The sequence below is a fragment of the Nocardia sp. NRRL WC-3656 genome (assembly GCF_000720265.1).
Lineage (GTDB): Bacteria > Actinomycetota > Actinomycetes > Mycobacteriales > Mycobacteriaceae > Nocardia > Nocardia nova.
In genome coordinates, this window is sequence record NZ_JOJF01000002.1 from 321,307 (window position 1) to 347,957 (window position 26,651).

The window sequence follows — 26,651 nt, forward strand, 5'->3', positions numbered from 1 at the left end:
ACGCCGAGCAAGTTCTGATTCAACGGTCCTCGGTGAGTTGTCCGGCGGACATGTGCCAGCGCCGGGTCGCGCGCACCGTATCGAGCATGCGGCGGTCGTGGGTGACCAACAGCAGCGTGCCGTCGAAGGATTCGACGGCCTGCTCCAGCTGTTCGATCGCGGGCAGATCCAGATGGTTGGTCGGTTCGTCGAGGACGAGCAGATTGACCCCGCGTGCCTGCAGCAGCGCCAGCGCGGCGCGCGTGCGCTCACCCGGCGACAGAGTGTCGTTGGCGCGCAGCACGTGCGGGCCGCGGAGCCCGAATTTGGCCAGCAGCGTACGGATCTCCGCCTCCGGCCAGTCGGGTACTTCGGCGCCGAAAGTGTCGGCGAGCGTGGCCGTTCCACGGAACAGGCCACGCACCTGATCGACCTCACCGATCGCCACGCCCGAACCCAGCGACGCCGCCCCGGCATCCGGAGCCACCTTGCCCAGCAGCAGCGCCAGCAGTGTGGATTTGCCGGAACCGTTGGGACCGGTCAGGACGATCCGATCACCCCAGTCGACCTGCGTGGTGACCGGACCCAGAGTAAACTCACCGCGCGACACGACGGCGTCGGACAACGTCGCCACCACCGAGCCGCTGCGCGGTGCGGATGCGATCGACATCCGCAGCTCCCACTCCTTGCGCGGCTCCTCCACGGCCTCGAGCCGTTCGATGCGGCGCTGGGTCTGGCGCACCTTCGAAGCCTGTTTCTCGGTGGATTCGGCCCGCATCTTGCGACCGGCCTTGTCGGAGTCCACCTTTCGCGGATCGCGAGCCTTCCGGCGCGCATTGCGTACGCCGTGTTCGAGCCAGTTTCGTTGCATCACCTGCCGAGCTTCCAGCCCGGCCTTGGTATCGGCGTACTCCTCGTAGGCATCCCGCGCGTGCCGGCGGGCGATCTCGCGTTCGGCCAGATACGAGTCGTAACCGCCGTCGTAACTGCCGACCTGCTGCTGGGCGAGGTCGAGTTCGACGATCCGGTTGACGGTGCGAGCCAGGAACTCTCGATCGTGGCTGATCACCATCAACGGCGTCCGCACCCCGGTCACGAAATTCTCCAGCCGGGTCAGGCCCTCCAGGTCGAGATCGTTCGTAGGCTCGTCCAACAGCAGAATGTCGAAGCGCGACAACAGGACCGAGGCGAGTCCCGCCCGCGCCGCCTGCCCACCCGACAGCACGGTCATGGGCGTGTCGAGGCCCTGCGGCAAACTTTCGGTGAGTCCCAACTCGGCGGCCACCTCGGCGGCTCGCGGCTCCAGGTCGGCACCGCCCAGTGCGAGCCAGCGGTCCAGGGCGGCCGAATAGTCCTCGGCGGCGGTCTCGTCGGTTGCCAGCTGTTCCGCCGCGGCGTCCATCGCCCGCTGCGCCGCCGCCACTCCGGTCCGGCGGGCCAGGAATTGGGCCACCGTCTCGTCGGCCAGGCGTTCCGGCTCCTGCGCGAGGTAGCCGATCGTCGCATCGGGCGGGCTCAGCGTGATCCGGCCCGTCTGCGGCGTGCGAGCGGCCAGCATCCGCAACAGCGTCGACTTGCCCGCTCCGTTCACCCCCACCAGGCCGATCACATCACCGGGGGCCAGCACCAGATCCAGGTCCTCGAACAGCACCCGGTCTCCGTGCCCCGCCGACAGGCCGTGCGCATGCAGAGTCGTACTCACACCCACGAGTCTGCCGGGTTGGGGGTACCACCCTGAGCCCGGGCCGTGGAAATCAGGGTCGGGATGGGTCTCGCGCCCGATGCGCGCGGGGGCGCCCGCACAGCACAGTGGAACCACCACGCACGACCGTGACAGAAGGAGAGCGTCATGACCGCCCCCACCCGCCGCCTCACCCGATCGAGCTCCGACAAGTGGATCGGCGGCGTCTGCGGTGGCCTCGCCGAATACTTCGGATGGAACGCCAATCTGATCCGCCTGCTGTTCGTCCTGTCCTGCCTGCTGCCCGGCCCGCAGTTCATCGTCTACCTGGTGCTGTGGATCGTCATCCCGAAGCAGTAGCGGACGCGATGCGACGGTAGTTATCCACAGGCAAACCCGCGGCCCACCTCGGCGCCGGCAAGTTATCCACAACATGCCGGGCCGGGGATGCGCAGCGCCGCTTCCGGATGCCAGGATGGAACAAATTCCCGCACGTCCCTCGAGGAGCACATACATGATCCATTCGGGCGATCTGCCGGGCCTGGACCTGCCGGAAGTCGACGCACACTCCGACCTCGGCGGCATCGGCGCCGTGGAGCTGAACCACCCGTCCCAGGACATCGACGCCGACGGCATCCTGGACACCGAAACCTTCCACAGCGACCACTCGATGGAAGTCTGGTCCGATATGGACCACGACGGCTACGCCGACCACGTCAGCATCGTCGACGACGGCGGCGACTACTCCGCCTGGGAGTTCCACCACTATCCCGACGGCCGCACCGAGTGGGTTCAGGTGGACAAGGGCAAAATGGGCAAGTGAGCGGCGTGGCCTCGGTTTTCGACCGCCGGTACGTGATGGAACCGGCTGCTGTCCGGGCGCGTCCAAGAGAGTACGGGAAGGCTGTGGCGTCGGCCGCAGGTCAGCGAGGGAGGGGAGCTAACGATGGCTTCGGGTGGGCACGTCAAGGTGGACGTCGTGTCGCTTCAGCGGATGGCGACGAATCTCAAGGGCTCAGCGGGTGTACTCGACAACAAGACCACGGAGTTGACGTCGCATACCTTCGGGGGTCCGCAGGCCGGCCGTGACTACACTGCCGACGGTGTCAAGATCAACCACTCGCTGGGGCACCTGACCACCTGGTTGAAGAACTGGCAAACCGCGATCGCGAAGATGGGGGAAACGATGAGCACCAGTGCCAACACCTACTCGACGGTCGATGACTCCAATGTCGAAAAGTTCAACGCGACGGGTGTGAATCTGAACCCGACAACGCCCGCCGCGGCGCGCGTCTGATGTGTTCCCGATGTCGTGCGCATCGCGCCCGTGGTGGTGAATGCTGGTGACTCTCAACGTTTCTACCGACGCCTCCGTGGATAAGATCCTGGACGAAGGTTGCACCGGGCTGATGTTCTTCCAGGAATATCTGCCCCGGTACGCGCAGGTCAACAAACTTCTCGGATTCGGCCGAGCAGAGATGCCGTCCTACGAATCCTTATGTGCCAAATACGATACCGAGCGAGGCATGGACCTTGCCGCCTTGGACGGTGTCGCACAGGATCTCAGCCGCGTGGTCGGCGAGGCCGATACCGAACTGGAACTTCAGAAGACGCAACTCGGCGCCGTCCAATCCATCTGGCAGGGCACTGCCGGAGATGAAGCACATGCCCTGCTCGACCAGCAAGTCCGGCGCGCGCAGACGGACTACGACCAGGTCAAGCAGGTGTCGTTGGGCTTGGCGTTCGCGCCCGGCTCGCTGCGAAATGCGGTCTTGGGCAAGGCGGAAGCGGTAAAGAAGTATTGGAAGGACGACGGCCCGGACTTCGATGGCAGCGCGGGGCGGCAGAAGATCGACTGGATGATCATGGTGGCTGCCGAGTACAAGAAGCCAGGTTCGTACGCGCCCGTGGTGTCGATGCAGATTGCCAAGCAGTACGGGCCGACGGCCACGGACTGGCTTCGAACGGTTTTCGTCAAGGGTGTGGAAGACACTGTCCAGTCTTTCAATGACCTTTGCGCGCGGACGAAATCAACGATCGAGCAGCTCTACGGCGGGATATCGGACGCCCTCGACCGATTGGATGTCTCGGCGTACCCGATGCCGGCAGGGACTCCGCAGCCGTCCCAGCCGAGCAACCCGGGGCCTTCTCCGAGCGATCCGGGACCGGCACCCGCCAATCCGGGCCCGGCTCCGGCGAATTCGGTCCCCAGTAATCAATCGACGCCGGGGAATACCGTCCCGTCGTCGGTCTCGCCGACGGTCACCTCCGGCCTCGACGGACTTGCGCAGATCAGTCAGGTGGCATCCCAGCTCTCTCCGGTGGTCAGCACGCTCGGGCAGTCGCTGACGCAGGGAGCGACAGCGTTGTCCACCGCGATCCAGCAAGGGTTCGACGGTGCCCTGCAGCAAGTGCAGTCGCTGTTGCAGCCACACGACGCGAAGGGGGCCGCAGACGGTAAACCGAATGCCGAATTCGACATCGCCGGAAGACATCTGAAGTTCGAGATGGGTCCGAACGGTGAGCTGAAGGTCGTGATGTCCGACGGTTCGGGCGACGAGAAGACCTACAGCATGAAGCTGGACGAGCACGGCAACCCGGTGATCAACACCGAGGACAAGAAGCCGGGTGCGGAGGGGGACGCGGGGCACCCCGGCGACTCACCCGCAGGTGATGGTCAGCCCTTCGGCGAGGGGCAGCAACCCGGTGACGGCCGCAAGCCCGATGACACCGAGCAGAAGCAGGACAGCGGTGTCGGCAAGCCGGGCAACGATGATCAGGCACCTCCGCCACCGAAGCCGACCGACCAGCAGCCACCCGCCGGAGGTGGTCAGTCGAGCGAAAACGGTGGTAGTCAAGCCAATCCGGTCACCCCGCCGGCTACACCCCCGCCGCCTCGCCGTGACTCCGAAACCGATCACAAGCCGCCGGCCGTCCCGCCGCAGGGGCCGCCGCCCGATCCCAACGGCTCGGGCGCGGAACTGGCCGAGGCGGGCCCACTCTGACTCGTCCACCGCTGACCACCCGGGAGAATTGAGATGGACCTCGCCCGCCACCTCGAAGAGGTGATGTACGAACACAACCGCTGGCTGCGCAACCACAATGAGGATTACGAGGAAGCTCAACGCCGACTCGCCGCCAACGGCGCACATCTCGCCGCGGAGATCGACCGAGGCGTCGCCGAAGCCGAACGCCTGGCCGCCGCCGAAGCCGAGGAGCGCGAGCGCCAAGAGGAAGAGGCCCGCGAGCAACGCGAAGCGATAGCCCGCGCCGCGGCCGCCCGCAAAGCCAACCAGGCCGTCGCCCCGATCGACGCCGAAGACGAGGACGACGCCTACTACCGCCGCAAGAGCTGGCTGGTCTGAACCGGCAGGCTTCCGTCCGGCATGGGGCGTCGGTCACAAATCGTTGTCCCGCTTCGCGGATCGGAGCATTCGAACAGCTACCGACAGCACACCTTGCCTCTCGTTCATCGATCCTGTCGATCGTGCGCCCGCTCGTTCGTGCCGCAGTCGTCCCACCCGAGAGGAATCGCAGGACCGCCTCACATTCGGCATCATCCAACAAAGGACGCGCGTGGGCTCGTGCGGGCATGCCTTCGGAATCGAACGTCCCGAACAGCTCGGCAATCCTCACAACGTCACCCAGTCCATAATCTGGCGGGCCGGCAGATGGGCTGGAGTCCATTGGCGGCAGCGAGGTACATGAGGATCGCATGCCCTGTCTGGTTCCGACCGGCCGAATGTGTTCCACGGCTCGGCCGGCCCGGACTGATGGGTCATCGGGACTCGATCGTATCGCCGCGCCCGATCTGCTCAGGAAACAGAGCCGCCGCTCACGAAGTCGCCGTTGTTCATCGCAAGGACGACGCCGGTAGCCCCATTGACGAAAGGGAACGTGTCACTGACGATCGCCGCCACCACAAGCCGTACCTTTCATCCATGTACTGCGGTTGTGTGGGTTGTACGTGAAGTCGGCCGCAAGCCGTCACTGTGCCAGTGTCTTCAGGTGTTCCAGTGATGGCAGTTCGGCTTCTGCAGCGTCCGGCTGAATCATTCCGGACAGACGGTCCTCGGGATGGTGCCGGTTGTCTCGGAGGATTTGGAGTGGCGGGATTCGCTGCCTGTACCCCTGACTCAGTCGTAGCTGCCAAAGACCGGCTGCGACTTGCGCCGTCTTGCCGGCGGAGTGGAGGGGGAGGTAGTCGGCGGCGTCGTTATCGACCGAGGCCCAGAGATAGCCGATGTGTCGGCCTTCTTTGACTATCGGAAGATAGCGGACAGCGCTGGATGTGGTGGTCGCATAGCGGCGCAGAGGTGCGCTGACCAGTGGGCCCCATCCCTGCGAGCGGTCGACCGGCGTGCCGTCGGGGTACATGCCGTCCTGGACCAGCGGGTTGGGCGGGGGTGGGCCACCCGGATTCACCAATTCATAAAGGGCGGCCAGGCTTTCTACTTGTTGGACTTGGGTGTCGACGGAGATTCCGCCGCCCTCAGGATGTTCCGGTGCGCCGATCCACTGCTGTATGGCTTGTTGTGCCGGGAGTCGGTCTGCGTAGGCGGCGGCCAAGCGGTCTGCCCAGGTGTCGATCGCGGTCCATGAGGGGTCGGACAGCGGATCGCCCCCCGACATCTTGCGAATGAAGCCGGCGGAGTTGTGGGTAACCGATGCCCAGAGGCAGCCCATGAATTCACCCCGTCGCATGACGGGTAGATACAGCACCGGCTGTCGGGTCCAACCCTCGTAGGTGGCTCGAGGTGGGATCGGTGCGCCAGGGCCGCCTGGCGGGCCGTATTGCGCCGGTGGGCCAGCGGGCGGGCCGAAATTCGTCGGTGGCAGCGGAGGTTCGTAAGGACCCTGCGGCTGTTGGGAAGCCGCAGCCGCCGGATACGCATTCCACGGCTCCGCCGGCCAGGACGGGTGGTTCATCGCTCGGTCATTCCTCTCGCAGTGCTTTTCGGCCTCAGGTGCGGTCCGCGCCCGCGCCGCCGTCGTCGGCTTCGGACTTCCGGTAGTACTCGCGAATCTCCCCGGGGCGAATGGTGTTCTCAGAAGTGTCGGGGCCGAAACCCTTTGTGAACTTGGGATTGCTGTCTGTCACCCGCTCGTCCGCAGGCACCGCATCGCGCGCACGGACATCGGCCGCCACCTGGCGGTCGAGTTCATGAAGCTGCTCCACTGTGATGCCCATGCGCGTCGCGATCTTTTCATCGATCTTGCGTTGTTCCTCGGGGCTTGCCGACTGTTGCCACGGTTGATCGGTCATTGTGGCTCCGATTCAGAAATAGGCGGATATCGCATCGTCGAACGCGGGGGCTGAGGCGTCGACATCGGTGGCGGGCCGATATTCTCGATTGCGGACGTGCTCGAGAAATTCTTGCGGAATATCGAGCGAATAGTGGCGTAGGTAATGGATCGAGTCGAGACGCCAGATCCACGTGCCATCCGATACGAGCGTCGGGCCACTTCGGATCCATTCGCGCCCTTCGACGAGATCGACAACATCTTCGAGAACATCGAAAATCGGCGCGCAGGCCGCCATATAGTCCGCGATCTGCTCACGATCGCCGATGATGCGGGTTGTATAGGAGTCGGGCAATGTGGGGAGATCACGCCCCGCACTCCTGTACATCTCCGAAAATATTCCTACACTCTTCAGTTCCGTCATGAAAACCTTCCTCCGTCAATTTGTCACTCGGAGGGATTAGTTGAAAATCCACTCTGGTTCAAGCTGTTGCCTTCCTCGTCCCAACGATGCTAGGGCTCTCCCTGATACCCGAGGCGCGGGTCGTCGCCCCAGTCGATCGGGTCAGTGTTGATATCGATTCGGCCCATCAAGTGTCATCCTGTTCTCGATATGCATCAACGAGGTTGTCGTCGGTCATCCGGTTCCTGCCCCCGCGACCTCTTCGTCGCAGACTGGAGGGTCACGATAGCCTGCGATAGTGTGTCCGGGTCGGGCTGCGCGGCTGTGTAGTTACATTTTCTTATATGCTTGAGAAAGTCTGGTTCTGGGGCCACGCCATGGTGCTGCAGATAGTATGCAGTTGCGCGTGACCATATCCACGTGCCGTCTGTGGCCAAAGAAGAGGGGACAACTTTTCCTCTTGACTCGTCCAGTTTATCTATGCTGCGTCCGCTGGTTCGAGCTGCGATTTTTCCACCGAGAAGAAACTGCAGAACCAAGTCCCGCTCATCGCTGTTCAATGGCTGCCGATCGAGCGGTAATATCGGCTTTCCTTCGGGATCCAGCTGCTCGAACAATTTCGCAATTTTCACTGTTTGTCTCCTTGCTCATTCGGTGTAAATGCGAGCCAGACTCCGTCGGGCGGCCAAGTGGGAAACTCGGTACCGTTGTGATCGACAGTCAACGAAGAGACCACATTACTGCCATTAGGATACCCCCAGGCCAATTCGGTCGGAGCAACGATCGTGACGCCGAGCTCGTTGGCTAATTGCTGTGCGAACGGATTATCTCCCTGGCCGGTTTCGCACGAGAATAATCGGATCGGTTCATTCGTCCAATTGGGGTCAGCTCGGAGGAGGTCGGCGAGTTGTCGTGCGGAAAGGGACTCATCGCCGATATACGTCGCATCCGAGCTCCCATGCATGTCAACCGTGTAATAGCCTGGCTCAGGCGCGAGGTTCATCGCTGAATCGATCATGTCTTGGTCGTCCGGCTCGTAGAAGGCGCGACCGGCCGGTGTCTCCAAGCTCGTGTCGAAGATTTGCTGGAGGTCCGATGCCAACGAGGCAGGCATTTCGTGATCGTTGACATCGCTGTCGTCGCGGCTGGTAGGCGAGTCCTCCGACGCCGAATCAGCGTGATCGCTCGGTTCTTCTCTTCCTGGCACCGAGTCGGCCATGATGTCCCAGCCATCGCGCCTTCCGTCGGTTGTGCGCGCGGCGTTGTCCGATCGCGCCTCTTCAGGATGATGCGTGGAAACGGGCGTTGGGGAATCTTCGCTGCTCGGGTGGAAGGTCACCCAGTGCCCGCCGTCGTGAACCACGGCCGGCGAGTCCGGGGCTTGGCGAACGCCGACGGTGTCGGACGGAGCGCGAACCGGGACACCGAGTTCGTCGGACAGCCGTTGTGCCCAGCCGATGTCATTGCCTGCGTGGCAAGCGACAAGGCGGACGGGGGTGCCCGGTTGGTAATCGGGATTGTTGCGGATGGCTTCGGCGATGTGGTGCGGGTCTGTCTCCCCTTCGTTCCCCGGGGTGGGGCGGCCGAAGCGGTTGCTATGAACGATGACGTCGTGTTCGCCTTCGTTCCGAAGATTTTCGTAGACCCGGCGGGTCTGTGGGTCGTCTCCGATGGCGGTTCGGTCGGTGCCGTGCAGGATCTGATGGTCCGGTTCGGCCGAATGCTCCGAAGGCTCGGCAGGGTGTTCGGTCGCGGGGTTGTCGTGGCTCCCGTGGTGCTCGTCGTGAAGTTGCGAGTGCTGCGGCGGCGCTTCGTAGAGGTAGATGCGTGTGCGGCCGAAAAGGCCGGCACCGGGGTCGTGTACAACGCCTCGAACCTCAAACGTCGTGTTTCGATCGAACAGCACTTCACGTTCGCCGGGGCGTGCCGAGAGGCCGGAGATATCGCGCCCGGTGCTCGAGTGGATGACGAATTCGACATTGCCGGTGAAGATGCGTCTGGGGTCGCGGGACGTACTGGTGAAGGCGGCCTCCGTGACGGTTTCGCCGGGTACGTAGCGCGCCAGCTCTTCGGGGGACAACGACGTACCACGCCACACCGTGCCGGTGTGGGCGGGCAGGTTGCCGAGTCCTTCAGAGATGTCCTGAGCGAGTTGATGCTGTGTGGGGTCGAGCTCCGAATTATCGCGCAGTCGATTGTTCAGGTCGGTGTAGATACCGGCGTCCGGATCGGTATACGCGTGCAATGCGCGCCGTTGGTCGGCGGTGGGTTCGTTGTGCCGGTGGGGGACGTTGTCATCGTGCAAACGCGTTTCGGGGCGATCGGCTGTCGATCGACCCGGCTGCTCGTCTCGGCGTGCAGGGTCGGACCGCATATGTTCGGGACGCCGGACGTCTTCTGGATGTCTCGTGTCGCGGTCGCCGCTGGCAGCCGTCTCACCACCGTGTCGTGGTGGCATCTCTCCACGCGGTTGTGCCGCGCCCGCGGTGGTCGTCCCGTCTTCTCGTGAAGGCCTCTCCCGCGAATGGTTACGGCTGTCCAGCATCGGGCGGTCGGAGTGTGCCGAAGGTGCCGTCGGCTCGGTGCCACCACGATCGGAAGAGTGCGGAGCCGGCCGCGCGGACGGTGTCGATCCTTCGGCCGAATGCGACGGTGCAAACCGGTCTCCGGCACGAGAAGCGGGTGCTCCCGAATCGGGACGTATGCCGGTGCTTCGTTCCGGCGCGACATCTTCGGCAGCGCGCGCTGTCGTGGTGGATGGGTTCGGACGGTGAGGTTGTTCGGGACGTGAAGGTGCCGAGGCTTCATGGTGAGGGTGGCTGGTTGGTGACGGCGTGGGCGATTCGGCAGCGGCGCGGTTCGGTGCGGGAGACTCCGACTGTCTTGCGGCGCGCGCGTTTTCGGGTGAGGGGTTGGTATCGCGGGCCGTCGGCATTTCGTGGCGCCCGGCAGAAGTGACGTCGCTTGAGCGTGATTGGGGTCGCGAGGTATCGGGATGAGCAGGTTGCGCTGGGTGTCCGTCCGGTCGAGGCGGTGCCGAGTGCGGAACCACCTCGGCATGGATCTCGAAAACGGGGCGCCCGTTGGCCGTTCCAATCTGCGTCACATTGACGATGCGGTACTCGGTCTCACGGGGAAGGATCAGTTCGCGCTGATCGGGGTAGGCACTGCGCTGCCCCATCCACAGACCGTGTGTACCTTCCGGCAGCTCGAGCCGCATGCGGTATTCGAACGGTCTTCCGTCCACCACAGTGGGATTGGCGCCGAGAGAGGTCGACATATAGCCGCGTTCGGTTTGTGACGCACCGATGAGCTCGCGTGGATCGCGTGAGCCGAGCGGTCGGCCGTCTCCGGCGGTGAGGAAAGAGATGTCGTGCATCCCGCGGATCGCGCTGATCGGTTCGGGCAGCGGACGGTTCAAGGCCGCATCGATCGCGGCGATCCTGCGGCGGAAGGCATCGACAGTCGGTGGCTCACCGAAGTATCCGTGAAGCTGGTTGTGGCGTTGGTAGTTTCCCCACATCTCGTTCACGCGCGTGAAGACATCCGGCGCCGCCAGCGTGTGCTGGATCCACGCCCGCTGTACGTCCGTCGCGTGCGGGTTGCGCAACATGTTCTCGAGGTCGGCGCGACTCCCGGGCATCCTGCCGCCGTTGAGTGGTGCCAACGCGTGGACGCCGTGGCTTTCGTTCTCGAGATGCTGGAAGTAACGCCCGACGCTCCCGAGGGGATCACCGGCGCGGAGGAACCCGTTGGGCAGCGACTGCACGGTATAGGCGTGGACGGCATTGCGGAGTTCGGGCGGCAGACTATCGAGGACGTGTCCCAGCACTCGCTCGCCGTATTGTTCACCGGCCGCGTCGGTCGAGAAGTGACGATATCCGTCCTGTCCGACGAAGCTCTCGTGTTCGTTCGCGGGGTGGTTCGGCCGATGCTGCGGTGAATCGGTTGGCGCAGCGGGATGGCCTCCCTCGTGGGGCACACCGTCGTGTGGTCGCGGGTTCGCCGGATGGGGGGTCGAGGGGTGCACGGCGTGGTTGTCGGCGGCGGGTCCGTGGGCGCCGGGATGTGTTGTGGCGCCTGTCGGTCGGGCCGTGTTGCGCGCTTCGGGCCCTGGAACCGGACGGCGTCCCGGACCGGCCGAGGGGTCGGGATGTGGTCGGCCCGCCCGCTCCGGTTGTGTTCGCGCGGCGGGTTCGGGGCGGGCCGGTGACGGCTCGGCGGGGCGATGCGAGGTGCGCGGTGTTTCTGGACGTGGTGTGGTCCCCTCCGGACCGGGGCGGGGTCCTGCCTCCGTGCGAGGTGCCGGCTCGCCGGGGCGGTGGTTCGGGCGGGGCGTCTCCGGGTGGGATCCGTTCGGCCGTGGGGCTTCCGGGTGGGGGTGAGTCGGGCGGGCGTGGTTCGGGCGGAATGATTCGGGTGTGTTCGGTCGACCGGTCGATCGGTGAGCTTCCGGGCGAGGTGTCGAGTGGGGGTGGGCGCCGTTCGGGCGGGGTGATTCGGGATGCGGTGCCGGGTGGGTGCCGTGCGACGGGGTTGCGCTGCGCCGCATCCATTCCGGGGGGCGCATGGCGTTGTCGAGGAAGTTCGGGTCGTGGTGGGCCCAGCGGGGTGGGGTTGCCGGTTCGGTTTCGCGGCGCAGCGGCGGGGTTTCCGGGCGTTCGGCCGGCCGGGCCGGGTGTTCGGGGGCGTTGGCGGGGTGATCGTGGGGGGTGCCGGTGCGATTGTGCGGGGGTGTGTTCCCGTCGTGCGGTGTTCCGGCACGATCCCTCGGTGTGGGAGTGCGTTCGGCCGGACGCTCTGGACGGGCGGTGTTCTCCGGTGACGAGTCGCGAGCGGTCGGAGCTTCGTGCTCGGGTGTGCGGGCAGGTGATTGCTCTTGGGCGGCAGGCGCTTCCGCGGCTCCGGCGCGGTGTTCTTCCCAGCGGCGGACTTCCACATCGTGCGGGCTTTCCCCGGGTGGGTGGGCGCGGGCCGCGGAGATTTCCTCCAGCGTCGGCTGGTAGCGGTCGATGTGAGGGTTGTATCGGCCGGAATAGAACGGATCCATGTGGATCATCCGGCCGTCGTTGTGACGAGCGACGTAGTTGTGGACCGCGGGGTCGAAGCCCGGGCGGTGCGGCGGCTGCGATGGTGCCGTCGGCGGTTCCGCTTCCGCACCTCCGTCGGTGCCGGTCCGCGGGACCTCGGCTGGTTCCGGGTCGGAATGGTTGTGGGGTGCGGCGGTCGAATCGTCGGACGGGCGATGCTCGCCGGTTGCACGGGACGGGTCGTCTGCGGCACCCGGGCGGTCCGAGTGTTCGGAACGACGACCGGACGCATCGGCCGGCACGGGTGACTCGGGACGAGTTCCGTTGGGAGCCTGAGTCTCCGAACGGTTCGCGGCAGCGCCGGGCGGTCGCTCGCCGTTGGGTCTGTTCTGCGCGTGTTCGTTTCGAACGTGCGGAGTCTGCGGGCGGTTCGGCTCCGGAGTACGCGCCGGCGGTGGCGTCGATTCCGGTCCGGGCCGCGCGGAGGAGTGGCCGGCGGCGGTCGAGCCGGGGGTGTGACGGCCGGGCTCCGGCCGGGCAGTCGTGCGCTGTGTGGTCGGGGTCGATGGCGCCGGACGCGGTGACTCGGGTCTGCTCGCGGGGGGTGTTTCGGTTCGCAGGTTCTCGCGCGGGGAACGGGAACTGTCCGGGCGCGACGCGGTGTCGGGCCCGGAGTGCGGTGTCTCCGGGTGGATCGGGGTGTGGGCGGGGGTGCTCGACCGATGTGTACCTTCACCCCCGGAGGAACCGAGAGATCCCATCGATCCCATCGAGGGAGCCGCCGACGGCGTCGCGGCGGTGGGGGAGTCGGCGGTAGCGGCGTGCGTGGTCGCCGGGGCGGTGTCGGCCGGAGTCGAGGCCCGGTCGCCGACCGGTTGTGGCGATGCCGCCGGATCGACCGAACTTCCGTGTGGTGTCGCTGTGGGGTGTGCGGGCCCGGCCTGTGAATCGGGTTGCGGCGCCGGTGATTCGTCGTGGTGAACGGGCGCCCCGGCATCCGGATGCGGAGATGCGGCGGGTGCTGCCGGAGCGACATCGTGCTGCGCCGGCGTATTCGCCGGCGCCGAGTCCGGATGCTGCGGTGCGGTGTGCCCGGGTCCGGCCGGCTGTGAGGTTGCCGGCGCGTCGTTCGCCGGATTCGACGTGTCGTGCGGCGCCGGGTGGTTCGTCGCGCCGCTGGAGTCGTGCGCTGTGCTGCCGGTCTCCGATGGAGACGGCGAATCGGTGTCCCAGTTCAGGCTCGACCCGGTGTGGGGCTGCTCGGGTACCGAATGCTCTGCCGGGGTCGGGTGGCCGGATGGCGCGGTCTCGGTAGTCGGGGTGTGCGAGGCTTGCGGCGTATCGGTGGGTGCGGTGTTGTGTTGGGGCGCAGCGGATTCCGTGTGTTCGGGAAGGCCGTTCCCGTTACCCGGTTGGGTGGTGTGGTCCGGTGCCGGCGCCGCATCGTTGCTGTGTGAAGTCGTGCCCGTCTCGGTGCCGGCGGGAGCGGGCGACGAGGTGTGGGGTGACGGCTGTGCGTCGGTATCACCGGCATGCGCGGGACCGGTCGGCGCGCTGTCGTGTGCCGTGGACGGTGCGGCTGTGTTGTCGTGCGCTGGAGACGGCTGCGCTGGGCTCGTCTCGTTCCCCGAATGGGTGTCGGTCGAGTTGTCGGTCGAGTGAGACTGTCCCGCAGCGGAACTGGAACTTCCCGAATCCCCGGCGTCCGTCGTTCCGGATTCGTGGCTCGCGGGCGTGGTCCGCCCCTCGTGCACCTGGCCGAGCGCACCCTGAGCCGCCCCGGCGACCGACGATGTCGCGAGTGTGGTCGGGTCGACCTCGAATTTCCCGCCGAACGGGACGCTCGCGGCGGTTCCGGCAACCGATCCGGCCGCGCCACCGACAGCATCGGCGGCCGTGCGCGCGGCGAACTTTCCGGCAGTCGACCCGGCCTTGTCGACGAGCCCCTCGGCCAGGCCATCGGAGCCCAGCTTCGCGCCTACCGCACCACCGACGGCGCCCGAAACGCTCTCGGCGACCAGCCCTTTCACTTCCTCGCCGGTGAAGCCGCCGCGCTTGCCCTGCGCCATCTGCAGCAGACTCGCGCCCGCGTCGACACCGGCGCCCTGCGCCACACCGATGAGCGCGGCCTTGGCCAGCGCCCGGGTGGAAATCTTCTGGATCAGCCACTTGATGATCTGGCGGATGGTCAGGCGCGCGGCGACCTGCGCCGCAGCCTCCTCCGCCGCGGCGGCGGGGGCGCCGATACCCGTACATGCCGTGGCGATCGCCTGGATCATCTGAATCGCGAAGATCACCAGGGTCGCGATGATGACGTATTTCGTATGTTCGATATCGGTGGCGGTGTCGTCGAGGTCCTTGCTCAGGCCCTTGACTTCCTCGATCAGCCCCGGCCACAGGCCTTTGTCGCCCGCGACCTGATCCCAGAACTCCTTGATCGCCTCGTGGGTCTTCCCGTCGACGGCGGCCAAAGCGGAGGTGGTGACCGAACCCGCGTCGGTCTGAATTTCGGTCAGGGCGTCGGCGAGCTGGTCCCAGCCGTGGGCGAGCCGCCGCATCGCGGTCTCGTCACCCTTGGGCCAATCACCGGCACCCACAACATATTTCGCGACCCACTGCAGTTCGGTGGGGATTTCGATGCCCATGTGCGGCGCGGAATCAGAATTGGGTCTGGGCGATCGCGCCGGCGTTGGCTTGGTCCTGCGCCTGCAGCGTTTCGGCCGCGGAGCGCATATTGCCCGCCATGCTGGTGAGGATCGCGCCGAGATTACTGCCGGTCGTGACGGCCTTACCGGCGGGATCGACGTACCCCTTCGCGAATTTCTCGCCGATTTCGTCGTCTCCCCAGCATTCGCCCTCGGCCTCGACGATCCGCTTCAGGTTCTGCACCGCGGTGATCACCCGGTCCGAAACGTCGTTGTACCGGGGCTCGGTCGCCCGCAGAGCGGCCGGATCGACCTTGAACGCGCTCATCGCTCCCCCCGCAGGTAGCCGCGGTTGCGGTAGTAGTCGTCCTCGTCCTCGTCGTCGAACGCCCCCGGCTCCGACGAGCCCCGTTGCGCCGGTGCGCTTCCCGCCGGATCGGGCAGCAGGGTGTTCATCAGATCCTTGATGCTGGGCGCACCCGGGAGGATGTCGGAGAGGTCGGGCACGTCACCGGCGACCTCCTGGATAGGCGCCAGCGCCTGCTGCGACAACTCGCCGGCCCGGCGAGCGGCGGCCTGTGCGGCCTCGGCCATCGACCTGCCGAGTTTCTCCGGGGTCGACCGCTTGAACGCCTCGGGCTCCAGATGGACCTCCACCACCACGCCCGCGACATTGGCGACGACCCGGACCAGATTGTCCGCGGACCAGGCCTCGGCGGTCGTGGCGGCCAACCGCTCCTGTACGTCGGCGAGTTCGCGCTTCTGCTGTTCGAAGGTCGCCAGAAGGGAATCGACCTCCAGTCGCAACGCCTCGTTCCGCGCCCGCGCGGCCTCCTGCTCGGCGTCCGCCATCTGTCCACCCCTCCGTCGAAAACCAGCCGTCAACATATCCGACGCGGCCCGGCGACGATCGGTTCCCACCGTTCTCGTGCGCTCCCGGGCGACGGCCTTCTACTTGCGCAGGGCGCGGGCTACCTGCACGAGCTGCAAGGGCGAAACGTGTTCGGGCTCTGGCTCTTCGGTGGCTTGGGGGTCGACGGCCGAGGTGTGGGGGATGTCGGCTTCCGGGTCGGCGAAGGGCTGGTATTTCTTGTCGCCCAGGAGTTGGTAGCTGAGGTAGCCGACCAGGAGGGCTCGGGTGATGCGTTCGGTCTTGGGTTCGTACTTGGCGGCGCCGAGGGCGGCGAGGGCGCGGCGGCCCTCGACGATGCCGTTGTGGGTGGCCTTGTCGACGGTGCGCAGGGACATCGGCCCGCCCCAGGCGGCGGCGAGGGCCTGCGCGGTGCAGTTGCCGGTGGAGATGTCGACACCGCCGGCGACGATGAGGGCCGGGGTGTCGATCCGGGGGGCCAGCGCTTCCGCGCTCGGGGCGGTGGGCGCCGGATAGAGGGCCGCCACGGCGCCGACCTTGCGCTGCGAGGCGGCGATGACGGCGGCGCCCGCGCCCATCCCGTGCCCTGCCAGGGCGAGCTTGTCCGGGTGCACACTGATCGCGCCGCTGCCCAGCCGCACGCCCGCGCAGATGTCGAGCGTGGTCAGCAGGTCGGTGGCCAGATTCAGGTGCGAGGGCAGCGGGCCGCGTTCGGTGTCGGGTGCGGCGGCGACGAAACCCCAGGACGCGAGGTGTTCGAGCAGTCGGCGATAGTTGCCGGCGCCGGCGAGCCAGCCGTGTCCGAAGACGACCGCGGGCAGGTTGTGGCCCTCTTCGGGGGTGTACACCACGCCGGGCTGCCCGGCGATGCCGAGGTTGCCGCGCATCACCCGGTGCGGACCAGGGCTGGTCAGAATGCTCAGAAGCGATTTCACAGACACCGACACGGGGGTGAACTCTACCGAGAGTCGCCCGGAATGCGGCACTGTCACGAACGGAGCGGCCCGGACACGCCCCCACCTGCTTCGATAGCAGGCCGATTCGCGTGTCCACGCGGCCCAAGTAGGCTGGGACACCATGTGCGGAATCGTTGGCTACGTCGGGTACCGGGACGCGCTCGGCGTCGTCGTGGACGCACTGCGCCGCATGGAGTACCGGGGCTACGACTCCGCTGGCGTGGCGATCCTGGACGGCGCGGGCACTATCGCGGTGGAGCGCAAGGCCGGTCGGCTGGCCAATCTGGAGGCCGAGCTGGCCGAGGCCGGGCCCGCCGCGTTCGCCGGTACGACCGGTATGGGACATACGCGGTGGGCCACGCACGGCGCGCCCACCGACCGCAACGCGCATCCCCATCGCGACCTCGCGGGCCGGGTCGCGGTCGTGCACAACGGCATCATCGAGAACTTCGCCCCGCTGCGGCGCGAACTCGAGGAGGCCGGGGTCGAACTGCGCAGCGATACCGACACCGAGGTCGCCGTGCACCTGGTCGCCCAAGCCTATGCGGCCGGACCCACGGCCGGCGATTTCGTCGGCAGCGCGCTGGCCGTCCTGCGCCGGCTCGAGGGCGCGTTCACGCTGGTGTTCACGCATGCCGATCATCCGGGCACGATCGTGGCCGCGCGTCGCTCGACGCCGCTGGTGGTCGGTGTGGGCAAGGGGGAGATGTTCATCGCCTCGGATGTGACGGCGTTCATCGAGCACACGCGCGAAGCGGTCGAGCTCGGTCAGGACCAAGCCGTGGTCATCACCGCGGACAGCTATGTGGTCACCGACTTCGCCGGCGCCACCGAGGGCGCGCGGACCCGGCCGTTCATCATCGACTGGGATCTGGCCGCCGCCGAGAAGGGCGGCCACGACTACTTCATGCTCAAGGAGATCGAGGAGCAGCCCGCCGGGGTGGCCGAGACGCTGATGGGCCATTTCGACAACGGCCGCATCGTGCTGGACGAGCAGCGCCTCGCCGATCAGGAACTTCGCGAATTCGACAAGGTGTTCGTGGTGGCCTGCGGCAGTTCGTATCATGCCGGACTGCTGGCCAAGTACGCGATCGAACATTGGACCCGGGTTCCGGTCGAGGTGGAGCTGGCCAGTGAATTCCGCTACCGCGACCCGGTCCTGGACCGGTCCACGCTGGTGGTCGCGATCTCGCAGTCCGGTGAGACGGCCGACACGCTGGAGGCGGTGCGTCACGCCAAGGAGCAGAAGGCGCGCGTGCTCGCCATCTGCAACACCAACGGCGCTCAGATTCCGCGTGAATCCGATGCCGTGGTCTACACCCGCACGGGCCCGGAGATCGGGGTCGCCTCGACCAAGGCCTTCCTCGCCCAGATCACCGCGAATTACCTTGTGGGCCTTGCCCTCGCGCAGGCGCGCGGCACCAAGTATCCGGACGAGGTGGCCCGCGAATTCGGCGAGCTGGAGGCCATGCCGAAGCTGGTGGAGCGGGTGCTCGAGACCGCGCCGCAGGTGCGCGAGATCGCCCGCCGGTTCGCGCATCAGTCGACGGTGCTGTTCCTCGGCCGCCACGTCGGCTACCCGGTCGCGCTGGAGGGTGCGCTCAAACTCAAAGAGCTCGCCTACATGCACGCCGAGGGTTTCGCCGCCGGTGAGCTCAAGCACGGCCCGATCGCGCTGATCGAGGAGGGCCTGCCGGTGATCGTGGTGATGCCCTCCCCGAAGGGACGCGCGGTGCTGCATTCGAAGTTGCTCAGCAACATCCGGGAGATCCAGGCCCGCGGTGCCCGCACCATCGTGATCGCGGAGGAGGGCGACGACACGGTCCGCCCGTTCGCCGATCATCTGATCGAGATCCCGGCCGCCCCGACCCTCTTCCAGCCGCTGCTGTCGACCGTGCCGCTGCAGATCTTCGCCGCCGAGGTGGCGCAGACCCGCGGCTACGACATCGACAAACCACGCAACCTCGCGAAGTCGGTCACCGTCGAATAGCGGCGGGCGCGCCGGTCAATCTCCCACTGCCACAAGCTCTTCGGGCGCCGTGCTGGAGCGTGTCGTGCGACGTTCCAGTGCGCCCGACCAGACGGCCAAGCCGAGTGCGCTCGTGGCCAGGACCACGCCGACCCAGCTGGGGCTCGTGTAACCGAAACCCGCGGCGATGACCGATCCGCCGAGCCATGCGGCGAGCGCGTTGCCCAGGTTGAAAGCCCCGATATTCAGCGCGGAGGCCAGCGTCGGCGCCGCGGCGGCCTGATCGAGAACCCGCTTCTGCAGCGGCGGCACGGTGGCGAAGCCCAGCGCTCCGATCAGGACAACGGTGATCGCCGCCGCGACCTTGTTGTGTGAGGTGAGGGTGAACAGGGCCAGGACGACGGCCAGCGCCGCCAGCGTGATGTAGAGCATCGGCAGCAGGTGGCGGTCGGCGTAGCGGCCGCCGACCAGATTGCCGATCAGGAATCCGAGGCCGAACAACACCATGATCCAGGTGACCGAGGTTTCGGCGAATCCGGTGACCTCGGTCATCATCGGCGCGAGGTAGGTGATGGCGGCGAAGACACCGCCGAAGCCGAGCACGGTCATCGCCATCGCGAGCAGTACCTGCGGATTGCGCAGAACCGCCAGCTCCCGGGTGAACCGGGCGTCGCGCGGTGCGGGCCGATCGGGCACCAGCGCCAGCACTCCGGCGAAGGCGAGCGCGCCGACGGCGGCGACCAGCGCGAAGGCGAGCCGCCAACCGAAATGCTGCCCCAGCAGAGTGCTCAGCGGAACGCCGACCACGGTCGCGACGGTGAGCCCGGTGAACATCATGGCGATCGCACCGGCGCGGCGGTCCGGGGCGACGAGCGATCCGGCGACCACCGCACCGATGCCGAAGAAGGCGCCGTGCGCCAGTGAGGCGATGATGCGGCCGGTCAGCATCAAGCCGAAAGTCGGTGCGGCAGCTGACAATGCGTTGCCGGCGATCAACAGCAGCAGGCTGATCAGCAGCATGCGCTTGCGGGATACCCGCGTGCCGAGTCCGGTCATCACCGGCGCGCCGACGAGCACGCCGAGGGCGTAGCCGGTGACCAGCCAACCGGCGGTCGGGATCGAGACCGCGTAACTGTCCGCGACCCCGGGCAGCAATCCGACCACGATGAATTCGGTCGTCCCGATGGCGAATGCGCCGAGGGTGAGGGCGAGAAGTGCGAGTGGCATGGGTGCAGGCCTCCACACGGTGTTGTAGTCGGGCATTACAGGCGTCGACAATAATTGCATACGCGTGTTAATTGCAAGCGCCCGCTATTGCGGGAGCGCGTTATCCTGGGGACGGCGACGACATGAGGAGGGCCGATGACCGCGGAAGCCGCGCTGACCGGATTGGCGGATGGCTGGTATGCGCTCTCGGTGCTGCACGACCGGATCGAGGCGCGGATCGAACGCGCCCTGCAGGCCGGCCACGAGCTCAGCGTGCGCGAATACTCACTTCTCACCGTGCTGAGCCGGCAACACGACGGGCCCGGTGGCCATCTGCGGATGAACCAGGTCGCCGACTCGGTGGCGCTGAGTCAGAGCGCGACCACGCGGCTGGTGACCCGGCTCGAGGACCGCGGTCTCCTGCAGCGTTATCTGTGCCCGGACGACCGCCGGGGCATCTATACCGACGTCACGCCCGCGGGTCTTGCCCTCCTCGAACAGGCGCGGCCCACCAACGACGCCGCTCTGTCGCAGGCGCTCCGCGAGGCCGCGGCCGATCCCGAACTCGCCCCACTGGTGACGGCCGTGGAGGCGTTGAACCGCCGCGAGATGCGGGTAGGAGACGGCGTCGCGACTACCGCACCGTGACGGTGCCGCGCATTTCGGGATGCAGCGGGCACAGGTAGCGGTAGACGCCGGGCACGGCGAAGGTATGGCTCCACTCGCCGCCGGTGAAGATCGGGCTGTTGATGCCCATCGCCGCATCGCCGATGCCCTGCACGGCATGGGGCACCTTGTCGGAGAACTTCCAGGTGACGGTGTCGCCCGCCTGGACCGTGACGGCGTCGGGGGAAAACTTCATATCCTCGACGCGCACGGTGACCGAGGCCGGTTGGGCCGAGGTCGGCGAGGCAGCCGCGGTACCCGGCGGCGTGGCCGCGGTCGTGGTCGTGGGAGTGGATGTTGTTGTGTTCGAACCACATCCGGCCATCAGCACGGCAGCCACCAGCGCTCCGGCGATCGGGAGGAGACGCGCTGCGCGGCTGCGTACGGTGCTGTGGGCCATGATCACGAGCCTAGTCCGAATGGTGGCGTCCGGTTCGCGGCACCCGCGTGCGATTCCGGCCGCGTCGCAACCGGCGGCAGGGCCGCGGGCATGCGGGAACCGGAGATCCCGGGCGTAATCTGCTGGAGGTTCCGATTCGAGCGCGATCCCTGTGCGATCCCTACGAGGAGGCGAATGATGGCACCGGCCCTGCGGGGATATTTCACCGTCGACGAGGTGCGAGCTGCCGAAGCCGAACTGTTCGAGCGGGTCGCCGCGGGGGTGCCGATGCGCCGTGCCGCGTACGGATTGGCGAATGTGGTTGCGGCCGAACTGCGGGAACGGACCGGCGGCGTCGCCGGGCGGTCGGTGACACTGCTCGTCGGATCGGGGGACAACGGCGGCGATGCGCTCTGGGCGGGCGCGGCGCTGCGCCGGCGCGGGGCGGCGGTGACGGCCGTGCTGTTGTCGCCCGAGCGAGCGCATGCGGAAGGACTCGCCGCGCTGCGCCGGGCGGGCGGCCGGATTCGTGAGGCCGGTGCGGGATCGGCCGCCGAACTGCTCGGCACGCCGGACCTGGTGGTCGACGGCATCATCGGAATCTCCGGCCGGGGTGCGCTGCGACCCCGGGCCGCCGAGTTGGTGGCGGCGATCGAGGCGCCGATCGTCGCCGCCGACCTGCCGAGCGGTGTCGATCCGAATACCGGTGCGGTGGACGGCCCGGCGGTACAGGCCGCGGTGACGGTCACCTTCGGTTCGTACAAACCGGTGCACGCGCTGGCCGCGCCGTGGTGTGGGCGAATTCAGCTGGTTCCCATCGGTTTACGCCTGCCCGAGCCGCAGCTGGCCGCGTTGGAGCCGGTGTCGATCGGTCGCGACTGGCCGGTGCCCGGACCGCACGACGACAAATACACGCAGGGTGTCACCGGCATCCACGCCGGCAGCGGCACCTATCCCGGTGCCGCGGTGTTGTGTACCGGCGCCGCGGTGGCCGCCACCTCCGGCATGGTCCGCTACGCCGGAACCGCGGCCGCGCAGGTGCTCGCGCAATTCCCGGAAGTCATTGCGGCCGAGAATATTTCCGGAACCGGGCGAGTGCAGTCCTGGGTGTTCGGGCCCGGGGCGGGTACCGACGACGCCGCGCGCGAGCGCCTGGCGGAAGTCCTGGCCACCGATCTGCCCGTGGTGATCGACGCCGACGGGTTGACTCTGCTGGCCGCCACGCCGGAGCTGGTCACCGGTCGCGGCGCACCGACCGTATTGACCCCGCACGCAGGCGAATTCGCGCGTCTGACCGGCCGTGAACTCGGCCCCGACCGGGTGGCGGCGGTGCGCGAACTCGCCGAGAAGTGGCAGGTCACGGTCCTGCTGAAGGGGCGGTCCACGCTGGTCGCCACCCCCGGCGAGCCGACGCTGGTCAACGAGGCGGGTGGTTCCTGGGCGGCCACCGCGGGCGCCGGGGACGTACTGTCCGGCGTCATCGGCGCACTGCTGGCGGCGGGACGGGACCAGGGGTGGGCGGCGGCGGCCGCCGCGCGTGTCCACGCCCTCGCCGCGAATCTCGCCGCCCATGCCGACAGTGATGCGGCAGCGCCCATTTCGGCCACTCCGCTGCTGCATCACCTACGAGCCGCGGTGCGGACCCTGCGTAGTCTCGCCGATGCCGCGGACGGACTGCCGGCCGATTCGTTCTGACCGCGCCATCTTCGCCACGGCGGAACCACGGTGGACGGCCGGGTGCCGGGACCGAAGCGCCGACAGCCCCGGTCCTCCCGGTACGTGCCCGGTCAGTCGCCCTGGGCGGCCCGCGTGACCGACTCCCATTCGCGCCAGGTCGACAGTCGCGACTCGTAGTCGGCGGTCGCGATCTGCAGCGGTGCGGTCCCCAGGAACAGCCGCAAGGGCGGCTTGTCGGCGTCGACCACGGCCAGGATCGCCGCCCGCGTGGCCGTCGGCTCGCCGGGCTGCTGGGCCGAACGGGTCCGAGTGCGCGCCGCCCGCACCTCGTCGTAGGCGGGGTTTTCCGTGCTGTGCACCGACGACGGGCCGGCCCAATCGGTGCTGAAGCCGCCCGGCTCGATCAATGTGACGTGGATGCCGAAACCGGCGACCTCCTGCGCCAGCGACTGCGAGAACCCCTCGAGCGCCCACTTCGACGCGTGATAGGCGCCCAGATTCGGGAAGGCGCTGATCCCGCCGATGCTCGACACCTGGATGATGTGCCCGCTGCCCTGCTCGCGCAGAATCGGCAGCGCCGCCTGGGTGACCCACAGCGCCCCGAAGACGTTGGTCTCGAGCTGAGCGCGGATCTCCTCTTCGGTCAGTTCCTCGATCATGCCGAAATGGCCGTACCCGGCGTTGTTGACCACGACGTCCAGGCGGCCGAACCGCTCGGCGGCCTCCGCGACCGCCGCGAAGTCGCCCGCGCGGTCGGTGACGTCGAGTTGCAGCGGCAGGAAGGTGTCGGGGTAGGCGGCGATGATGTCGTCGAGTGTCTCCAGCTTGCGCGCGGTTCCGGCGACCCGGTCGCCGCGCTCGAGGGCCGCCAGAGCCCATTCGCAGCCGAATCCGCGCGAGACGCCGGTGATGAACCAAACCTTGCTCATGAAACCCCTCTGGTCGATGGGTGGTGGCGGGCGGCGTATGCCCGCGTGAACCACGCTAATGAGCTGGAGTGCACTCCAAGCAAGGGTTGATTTCGGCTCGATCCGATATCACCCGGGCGCGCCGGGTGGGCGCGGCGCGCCGCGTGGCAGGATCGGTAGCCGTGAGTAGCGCTGATCCGCAGGTGGAGACCGTCGTCGATCTGGATGCCATCGCACACAACGTGCGGATACTGCGCGAACACGCGGGCGATGCCGCGGTGATGGTGGTGGTGAAAGCCGACGCCTACAACCACGGAGCGGTGCAGGTCGCCCGCGCGGCATTGGCCGCGGGCGCGGCCGAACTCGGCGTGACCACCATTCCCGAGGCGCTGGAGTTGCGCGCGGCCGGTATCACCGCGCCCATCCTCAGCTGGCTCAACACCTCCGACGCGGATTACGCCGCCGCGATCGCCGCCGATATCGAGATCGGAGTCTCCTCGACCGCCCACCTGCGGGCGGTGGAGCGCGCGGCGCGGGCGACCGGAACCACCGCGACCGTCACGCTGAAGCTCGATACCGGCCTGAACCGCAACGGCGTCTCCTCCACGGAGTATCCGCACGTGCTGACCCTGCTGCAGGAGCTGGTCGCCGAGCGCGTGGTGCATCTGCGGGCGATGTTCTCCCACCTCGCCCACGCCGATCAGCCGCAGCATCCGATCATCGACGTGCAGCGGGACAGATTCGTCGAGGCCATCGCCCTCGCCAAGGACTACGGGCTGCAGCCCGAGGTGGTGCACCTGGCCAACTCCGCGGCCACGCTCACCCGGCCCGATCTGGCGTTCGACATGGTGCGGCCCGGTATCGCCGTCTACGGCCTGAGTCCGATTCCGGAGATCTCCGACTTCGGCCTGCGCCCGGCCATGACCTTCCGAGCCCGGGTCGCCCTGGTCAAACGGGTGGCGCAGGGCGAGGGCGTGTCCTACGGGCACGAGTGGATCGCGCCGCACGACACCACGGTGGCACTGATTCCGGCCGGTTACGCCGACGGCGTGCCGCGCGGCCTGGGCGGTCGGATCGCGCTACGGATCGGGGATGCGGAGTATCCGAACATCGGCCGAGTGTGCATGGATCAGCTGGTCGTGGATCTGGGCGAGAACCGGCAGGGAGTGCAGGAGGGGGATCGCGCGGTGCTGTTCGGCGGGGCCCCAGGTGATCCGCACGCCCAGCGGTGGGCGGAACTGATGAACACCATCCATTACGAGATCGTGTGTTCCCCGCGCGGCCGTGTCGTGCGAGGCTATACCGGACAGGCAGGGGTGGTGTGATGGAACCCGAACGGGCACATCAGTTTCGGAGCGCGCGCCGGTTACGGTCCACACTGCTGCGTGGCGGGGTGGCGTCGGCGAGTGTGCTGGGCGCGCTGGCCGGTGCGCAGGCCCTGCGGCGAATGGGCGCCGCCGTCGCCTGGCCGGCTCGCGGTGACGACCTGCGCGACGAGGATTTCACGCTGCTGGACCGCGATCCCGCGCGCCGGGTGGTGGCCGACGACGGCGTACCGCTGGCCGCGCGCGTCGTCGGCGCCGAGAACCCCGCTGCCACCGTCGTTTTCGTGCACGGATTCTGTAACAGCATGCACTCGTTCCACTTTCAGCGCCGCGATCTGGCGCGGCAGTGGGGCGCGGAGGTCCGCATGGTGTTCTTCGATCTGCGCGGGCACGGCAGTTCCGGCACGCCGAGCACTGCGAATTGCACGGTTCCACAGCTGGGACGCGACCTGCTGCGGGTGATCGAGGATTGTGCGCCCGACGGCCCGCTGGTGCTGGTGGGGCATTCCATGGGTGGGATGGCGATTCTCGCGGCGGCCGCGCGGGATCCGCAATTGTTCGAGCGCCGCGTGCTGGCCTCCGCACTGCTGTCCACCACCGCGGCCGGGGTGACCCGCGCCGGTGCGGCACAGTTGTTGCGCAGTCCGGCAATCGACGGGTTCCGGGTGCTCGCCCACACCTCGCCGGCGCTGGTGCAGGCGGGGCGGGTCACGGCCCGTCAGCTGATCACCCCGGTGCTGCACGTCAGTTCGTTCCACGGCGACGTCAGTCCCACGCTGTCGCGATTCACCACCTCGATGATCGATCGCACGCCGGTCGAGACCATCGTGAAATTTCTCGAAGCCCTGCACGTGCACGACGAATCGGCGGCGCTGCCGGTGCTCGCGCCGCGGCCGGCGCTGGTCGTCGGCGGCGACCACGACCTGATCATCCCGTTCCGCAATTCGCGGGAACTCGCCGCCCGGCTGCCGGACGCCGATCTGATCCGGGTCACCGACGCCGCGCATATGGTGCATCTGCAGTATCCGGAGCTGATCAATGCCGCGCTGGATCGATTGCTGTTGCGCACGGGCGTATTCGGCGGCGCGTGCGTCGACTACGGCGTGGGGCGGGAGGCGAGCAATGGCTGAGCATCGCGAGCAAGCCCCGGAGGAACAGGGCGAGGCCGAGAGCCGGGAACTGCCCACGGTCGCCGATACCGAGGCGTTGGGCCGGGAACTGGCCGCCGAGCTGCGGCCCGGCGATCTGGTGGTGCTCGACGGCCCGCTGGGCGCGGGAAAGACCGCGCTTACCCGGGGGATCGCGGCCGGGCTCGGGGTCGAGGGACGGGTCAGCTCACCGACCTTCATCATCGCGCGGCAGCATCGCGCGGGCGCGGCGCCGGGATCGATACCGCTGGTGCATGTCGACGCCTACCGGCTGGGCGGTGATCTCGACGAGCTCGACGCCCTGGATCTCGATGCCGATCTGCACGAATCGGTGGTGGTGGTCGAGTGGGGCCTCGGCGTCGTCGAACATCTCGCGGACCGTCATCTGCGGGTGCGGTTGCATCGTGAAGCGGAATCGGAGACGCGCACCGCCACCTGGGAGTGGGTCGGTCAGTACTGATCGGTTGTGATGCTCGCCACCGATGCGCGTCGGGCGAATACGCGGCAGCGCGGAATCCGGCCCGGCCGCCGGGCCCGGATCACGGACCTCCGCACCGGCACCCC

The 26,651-nt window shown here is 67.6% G+C and carries 23 protein-coding genes; 12 read left to right on the forward strand and 11 right to left on the reverse strand.

Annotated elements, in window-relative coordinates; translation table 11 throughout:
- Nucleotides 1–19: 19 nt before the first annotated feature.
- On the reverse strand, nt 20–1,681 hold the full coding sequence (locus IG65_RS0104205; protein ID WP_030513480.1) for an ABC-F family ATP-binding cassette domain-containing protein: 1,662 nt from the start codon (nt 1,679–1,681) through the stop codon (nt 20–22).
- Nucleotides 1,682–1,828: 147 nt separating this feature from the next.
- Here IG65_RS0104205 and IG65_RS0104210 point away from each other — a divergent pair, with 147 nt between their 5' ends.
- The 5 genes from IG65_RS0104210 (at nt 1,829) to IG65_RS0104230 (ending at nt 5,025) form a co-directional block, all read left to right on the forward strand.
- Nucleotides 1,829–2,020, forward strand: a complete 192-nt coding sequence (locus IG65_RS0104210) for a PspC domain-containing protein (protein WP_030513481.1) — start codon at nt 1,829–1,831, stop codon at nt 2,018–2,020.
- 154 nt (nt 2,021–2,174) lie between these two features.
- On the forward strand, nt 2,175–2,483 hold the full coding sequence (locus IG65_RS0104215; RefSeq protein WP_030513482.1) for a DUF6802 family protein: 309 nt from the start codon (nt 2,175–2,177) through the stop codon (nt 2,481–2,483).
- Nucleotides 2,484–2,606: 123 nt separating this feature from the next.
- Nucleotides 2,607–2,957 carry a hypothetical protein gene (locus IG65_RS0104220; RefSeq protein WP_030513483.1) on the forward strand — a complete coding sequence of 117 codons (351 nt, stop codon included), beginning with the start codon at nt 2,607–2,609 and terminating at the stop codon, nt 2,955–2,957.
- Nucleotides 2,958–2,997: 40 nt separating this feature from the next.
- Nucleotides 2,998–4,665, forward strand: a complete 1,668-nt coding sequence (locus tag IG65_RS0104225) for a WXG100 family type VII secretion target (protein ID WP_030513484.1) — start codon at nt 2,998–3,000, stop codon at nt 4,663–4,665.
- 33 nt (nt 4,666–4,698) lie between these two features.
- Complete coding sequence (locus IG65_RS0104230; protein WP_030513485.1) at nt 4,699–5,025, forward strand: hypothetical protein; 327 nt, start codon at nt 4,699–4,701, stop codon at nt 5,023–5,025.
- Nucleotides 5,026–5,647: 622 nt separating this feature from the next.
- Here the strand turns inward: IG65_RS0104230 and IG65_RS0104235 are convergent.
- From IG65_RS0104235 to IG65_RS37575, 4 genes are all read right to left on the reverse strand, one after another.
- Nucleotides 5,648–6,382 carry a hypothetical protein gene (locus IG65_RS0104235; RefSeq protein WP_156055477.1) on the reverse strand — a complete coding sequence of 245 codons (735 nt, stop codon included), beginning with the start codon at nt 6,380–6,382 and terminating at the stop codon, nt 5,648–5,650.
- 241 nt (nt 6,383–6,623) lie between these two features.
- Nucleotides 6,624–6,926 carry a hypothetical protein gene (locus tag IG65_RS0104240; protein WP_030513487.1) on the reverse strand — a complete coding sequence of 101 codons (303 nt, stop codon included), beginning with the start codon at nt 6,924–6,926 and terminating at the stop codon, nt 6,624–6,626.
- A 12-nt stretch (nt 6,927–6,938) separates the two neighbouring features.
- Nucleotides 6,939–7,328 (reverse strand): hypothetical protein, encoded by a 390-nt coding sequence (locus tag IG65_RS0104245; RefSeq protein ID WP_063833534.1) that lies wholly within the window; start codon nt 7,326–7,328, stop codon nt 6,939–6,941.
- A gap of 607 nt (nt 7,329–7,935) precedes the next feature.
- Nucleotides 7,936–11,289 (reverse strand): ADP-ribosyltransferase, encoded by a 3,354-nt coding sequence (locus IG65_RS37575; protein ID WP_197039780.1) that lies wholly within the window; start codon nt 11,287–11,289, stop codon nt 7,936–7,938.
- A gap of 2,796 nt (nt 11,290–14,085) precedes the next feature.
- Between IG65_RS37575 and IG65_RS37580 the strand changes: the two genes are divergently transcribed.
- Nucleotides 14,086–15,090, forward strand: a complete 1,005-nt coding sequence (locus IG65_RS37580; protein WP_156055479.1) for a hypothetical protein — start codon at nt 14,086–14,088, stop codon at nt 15,088–15,090.
- On the opposite strand, the gene IG65_RS0104255 is transcribed toward IG65_RS37580, so the two are convergent.
- The 3 genes from IG65_RS0104255 to IG65_RS0104265 form a co-directional block, all read right to left on the reverse strand.
- On the reverse strand, nt 14,996–15,310 hold the full coding sequence (locus IG65_RS0104255) for a WXG100 family type VII secretion target (RefSeq protein ID WP_030513490.1): 315 nt from the start codon (nt 15,308–15,310) through the stop codon (nt 14,996–14,998). The genes IG65_RS37580 and IG65_RS0104255 overlap by 95 nt on opposite strands.
- Entirely contained in the window at nt 15,307–15,834 is a 528-nt protein-coding gene (locus tag IG65_RS0104260) for a YbaB/EbfC family nucleoid-associated protein (RefSeq protein ID WP_030513491.1), read from the reverse strand. The genes IG65_RS0104255 and IG65_RS0104260 overlap by 4 nt, the downstream gene beginning before the upstream one ends.
- 99 nt (nt 15,835–15,933) lie before the next feature.
- Nucleotides 15,934–16,800: a dienelactone hydrolase family protein gene (locus IG65_RS0104265; protein ID WP_030513492.1), complete on the reverse strand. Its 867-nt coding sequence runs from the start codon at nt 16,798–16,800 to the stop codon at nt 15,934–15,936.
- 130 nt (nt 16,801–16,930) lie between these two features.
- Between IG65_RS0104265 and glmS the strand changes: the two genes are divergently transcribed.
- Entirely contained in the window at nt 16,931–18,799 is a 1,869-nt protein-coding gene (gene glmS / locus IG65_RS0104270) for a glutamine--fructose-6-phosphate transaminase (isomerizing) (RefSeq protein ID WP_030513493.1), read from the forward strand.
- A gap of 15 nt (nt 18,800–18,814) precedes the next feature.
- On the opposite strand, the gene IG65_RS0104275 is transcribed toward glmS, so the two are convergent.
- Nucleotides 18,815–20,005 (reverse strand): MFS transporter, encoded by a 1,191-nt coding sequence (locus IG65_RS0104275; protein ID WP_030513494.1) that lies wholly within the window; start codon nt 20,003–20,005, stop codon nt 18,815–18,817.
- Between the two features lie 135 nt (nt 20,006–20,140).
- Between IG65_RS0104275 and IG65_RS0104280 the strand changes: the two genes are divergently transcribed.
- A complete protein-coding gene (locus IG65_RS0104280; RefSeq protein ID WP_051755315.1) occupies nt 20,141–20,632 on the forward strand; it encodes a MarR family winged helix-turn-helix transcriptional regulator in 492 nt (163 codons plus the stop codon).
- Here the strand turns inward: IG65_RS0104280 and IG65_RS0104285 are convergent.
- Nucleotides 20,619–21,050 (reverse strand): cupredoxin family copper-binding protein, encoded by a 432-nt coding sequence (locus tag IG65_RS0104285; protein ID WP_030513496.1) that lies wholly within the window; start codon nt 21,048–21,050, stop codon nt 20,619–20,621. The genes IG65_RS0104280 and IG65_RS0104285 overlap by 14 nt on opposite strands.
- Nucleotides 21,051–21,239: 189 nt before the next feature.
- Here IG65_RS0104285 and IG65_RS0104290 point away from each other — a divergent pair, with 189 nt between their 5' ends.
- Entirely contained in the window at nt 21,240–22,724 is a 1,485-nt protein-coding gene (locus IG65_RS0104290) for an NAD(P)H-hydrate dehydratase (RefSeq protein ID WP_030513497.1), read from the forward strand.
- Between the two features lie 92 nt (nt 22,725–22,816).
- Here IG65_RS0104290 and IG65_RS0104295 read toward each other — a convergent pair whose 3' ends face one another.
- A complete protein-coding gene (locus IG65_RS0104295) occupies nt 22,817–23,635 on the reverse strand; it encodes an SDR family oxidoreductase (RefSeq protein WP_030513498.1) in 819 nt (272 codons plus the stop codon).
- Between the two features lie 161 nt (nt 23,636–23,796).
- Between IG65_RS0104295 and alr the strand changes: the two genes are divergently transcribed.
- From alr to tsaE, 3 genes are read left to right on the forward strand one after another with little or no spacing between them, the layout of a single operon-like run.
- Nucleotides 23,797–24,939, forward strand: a complete 1,143-nt coding sequence (alr, locus tag IG65_RS0104300; protein ID WP_231509049.1) for an alanine racemase — start codon at nt 23,797–23,799, stop codon at nt 24,937–24,939.
- Nucleotides 24,939–26,069 (forward strand): alpha/beta fold hydrolase, encoded by a 1,131-nt coding sequence (locus IG65_RS0104305; RefSeq protein WP_051755317.1) that lies wholly within the window; start codon nt 24,939–24,941, stop codon nt 26,067–26,069. The genes alr and IG65_RS0104305 overlap by 1 nt, the downstream gene beginning before the upstream one ends.
- Complete coding sequence (gene tsaE, locus IG65_RS0104310) at nt 26,062–26,547, forward strand: tRNA (adenosine(37)-N6)-threonylcarbamoyltransferase complex ATPase subunit type 1 TsaE (RefSeq protein WP_051755323.1); 486 nt, start codon at nt 26,062–26,064, stop codon at nt 26,545–26,547. The genes IG65_RS0104305 and tsaE overlap by 8 nt, the downstream gene beginning before the upstream one ends.
- The last annotated feature ends 104 nt before the right edge of the window (nt 26,548–26,651 follow it).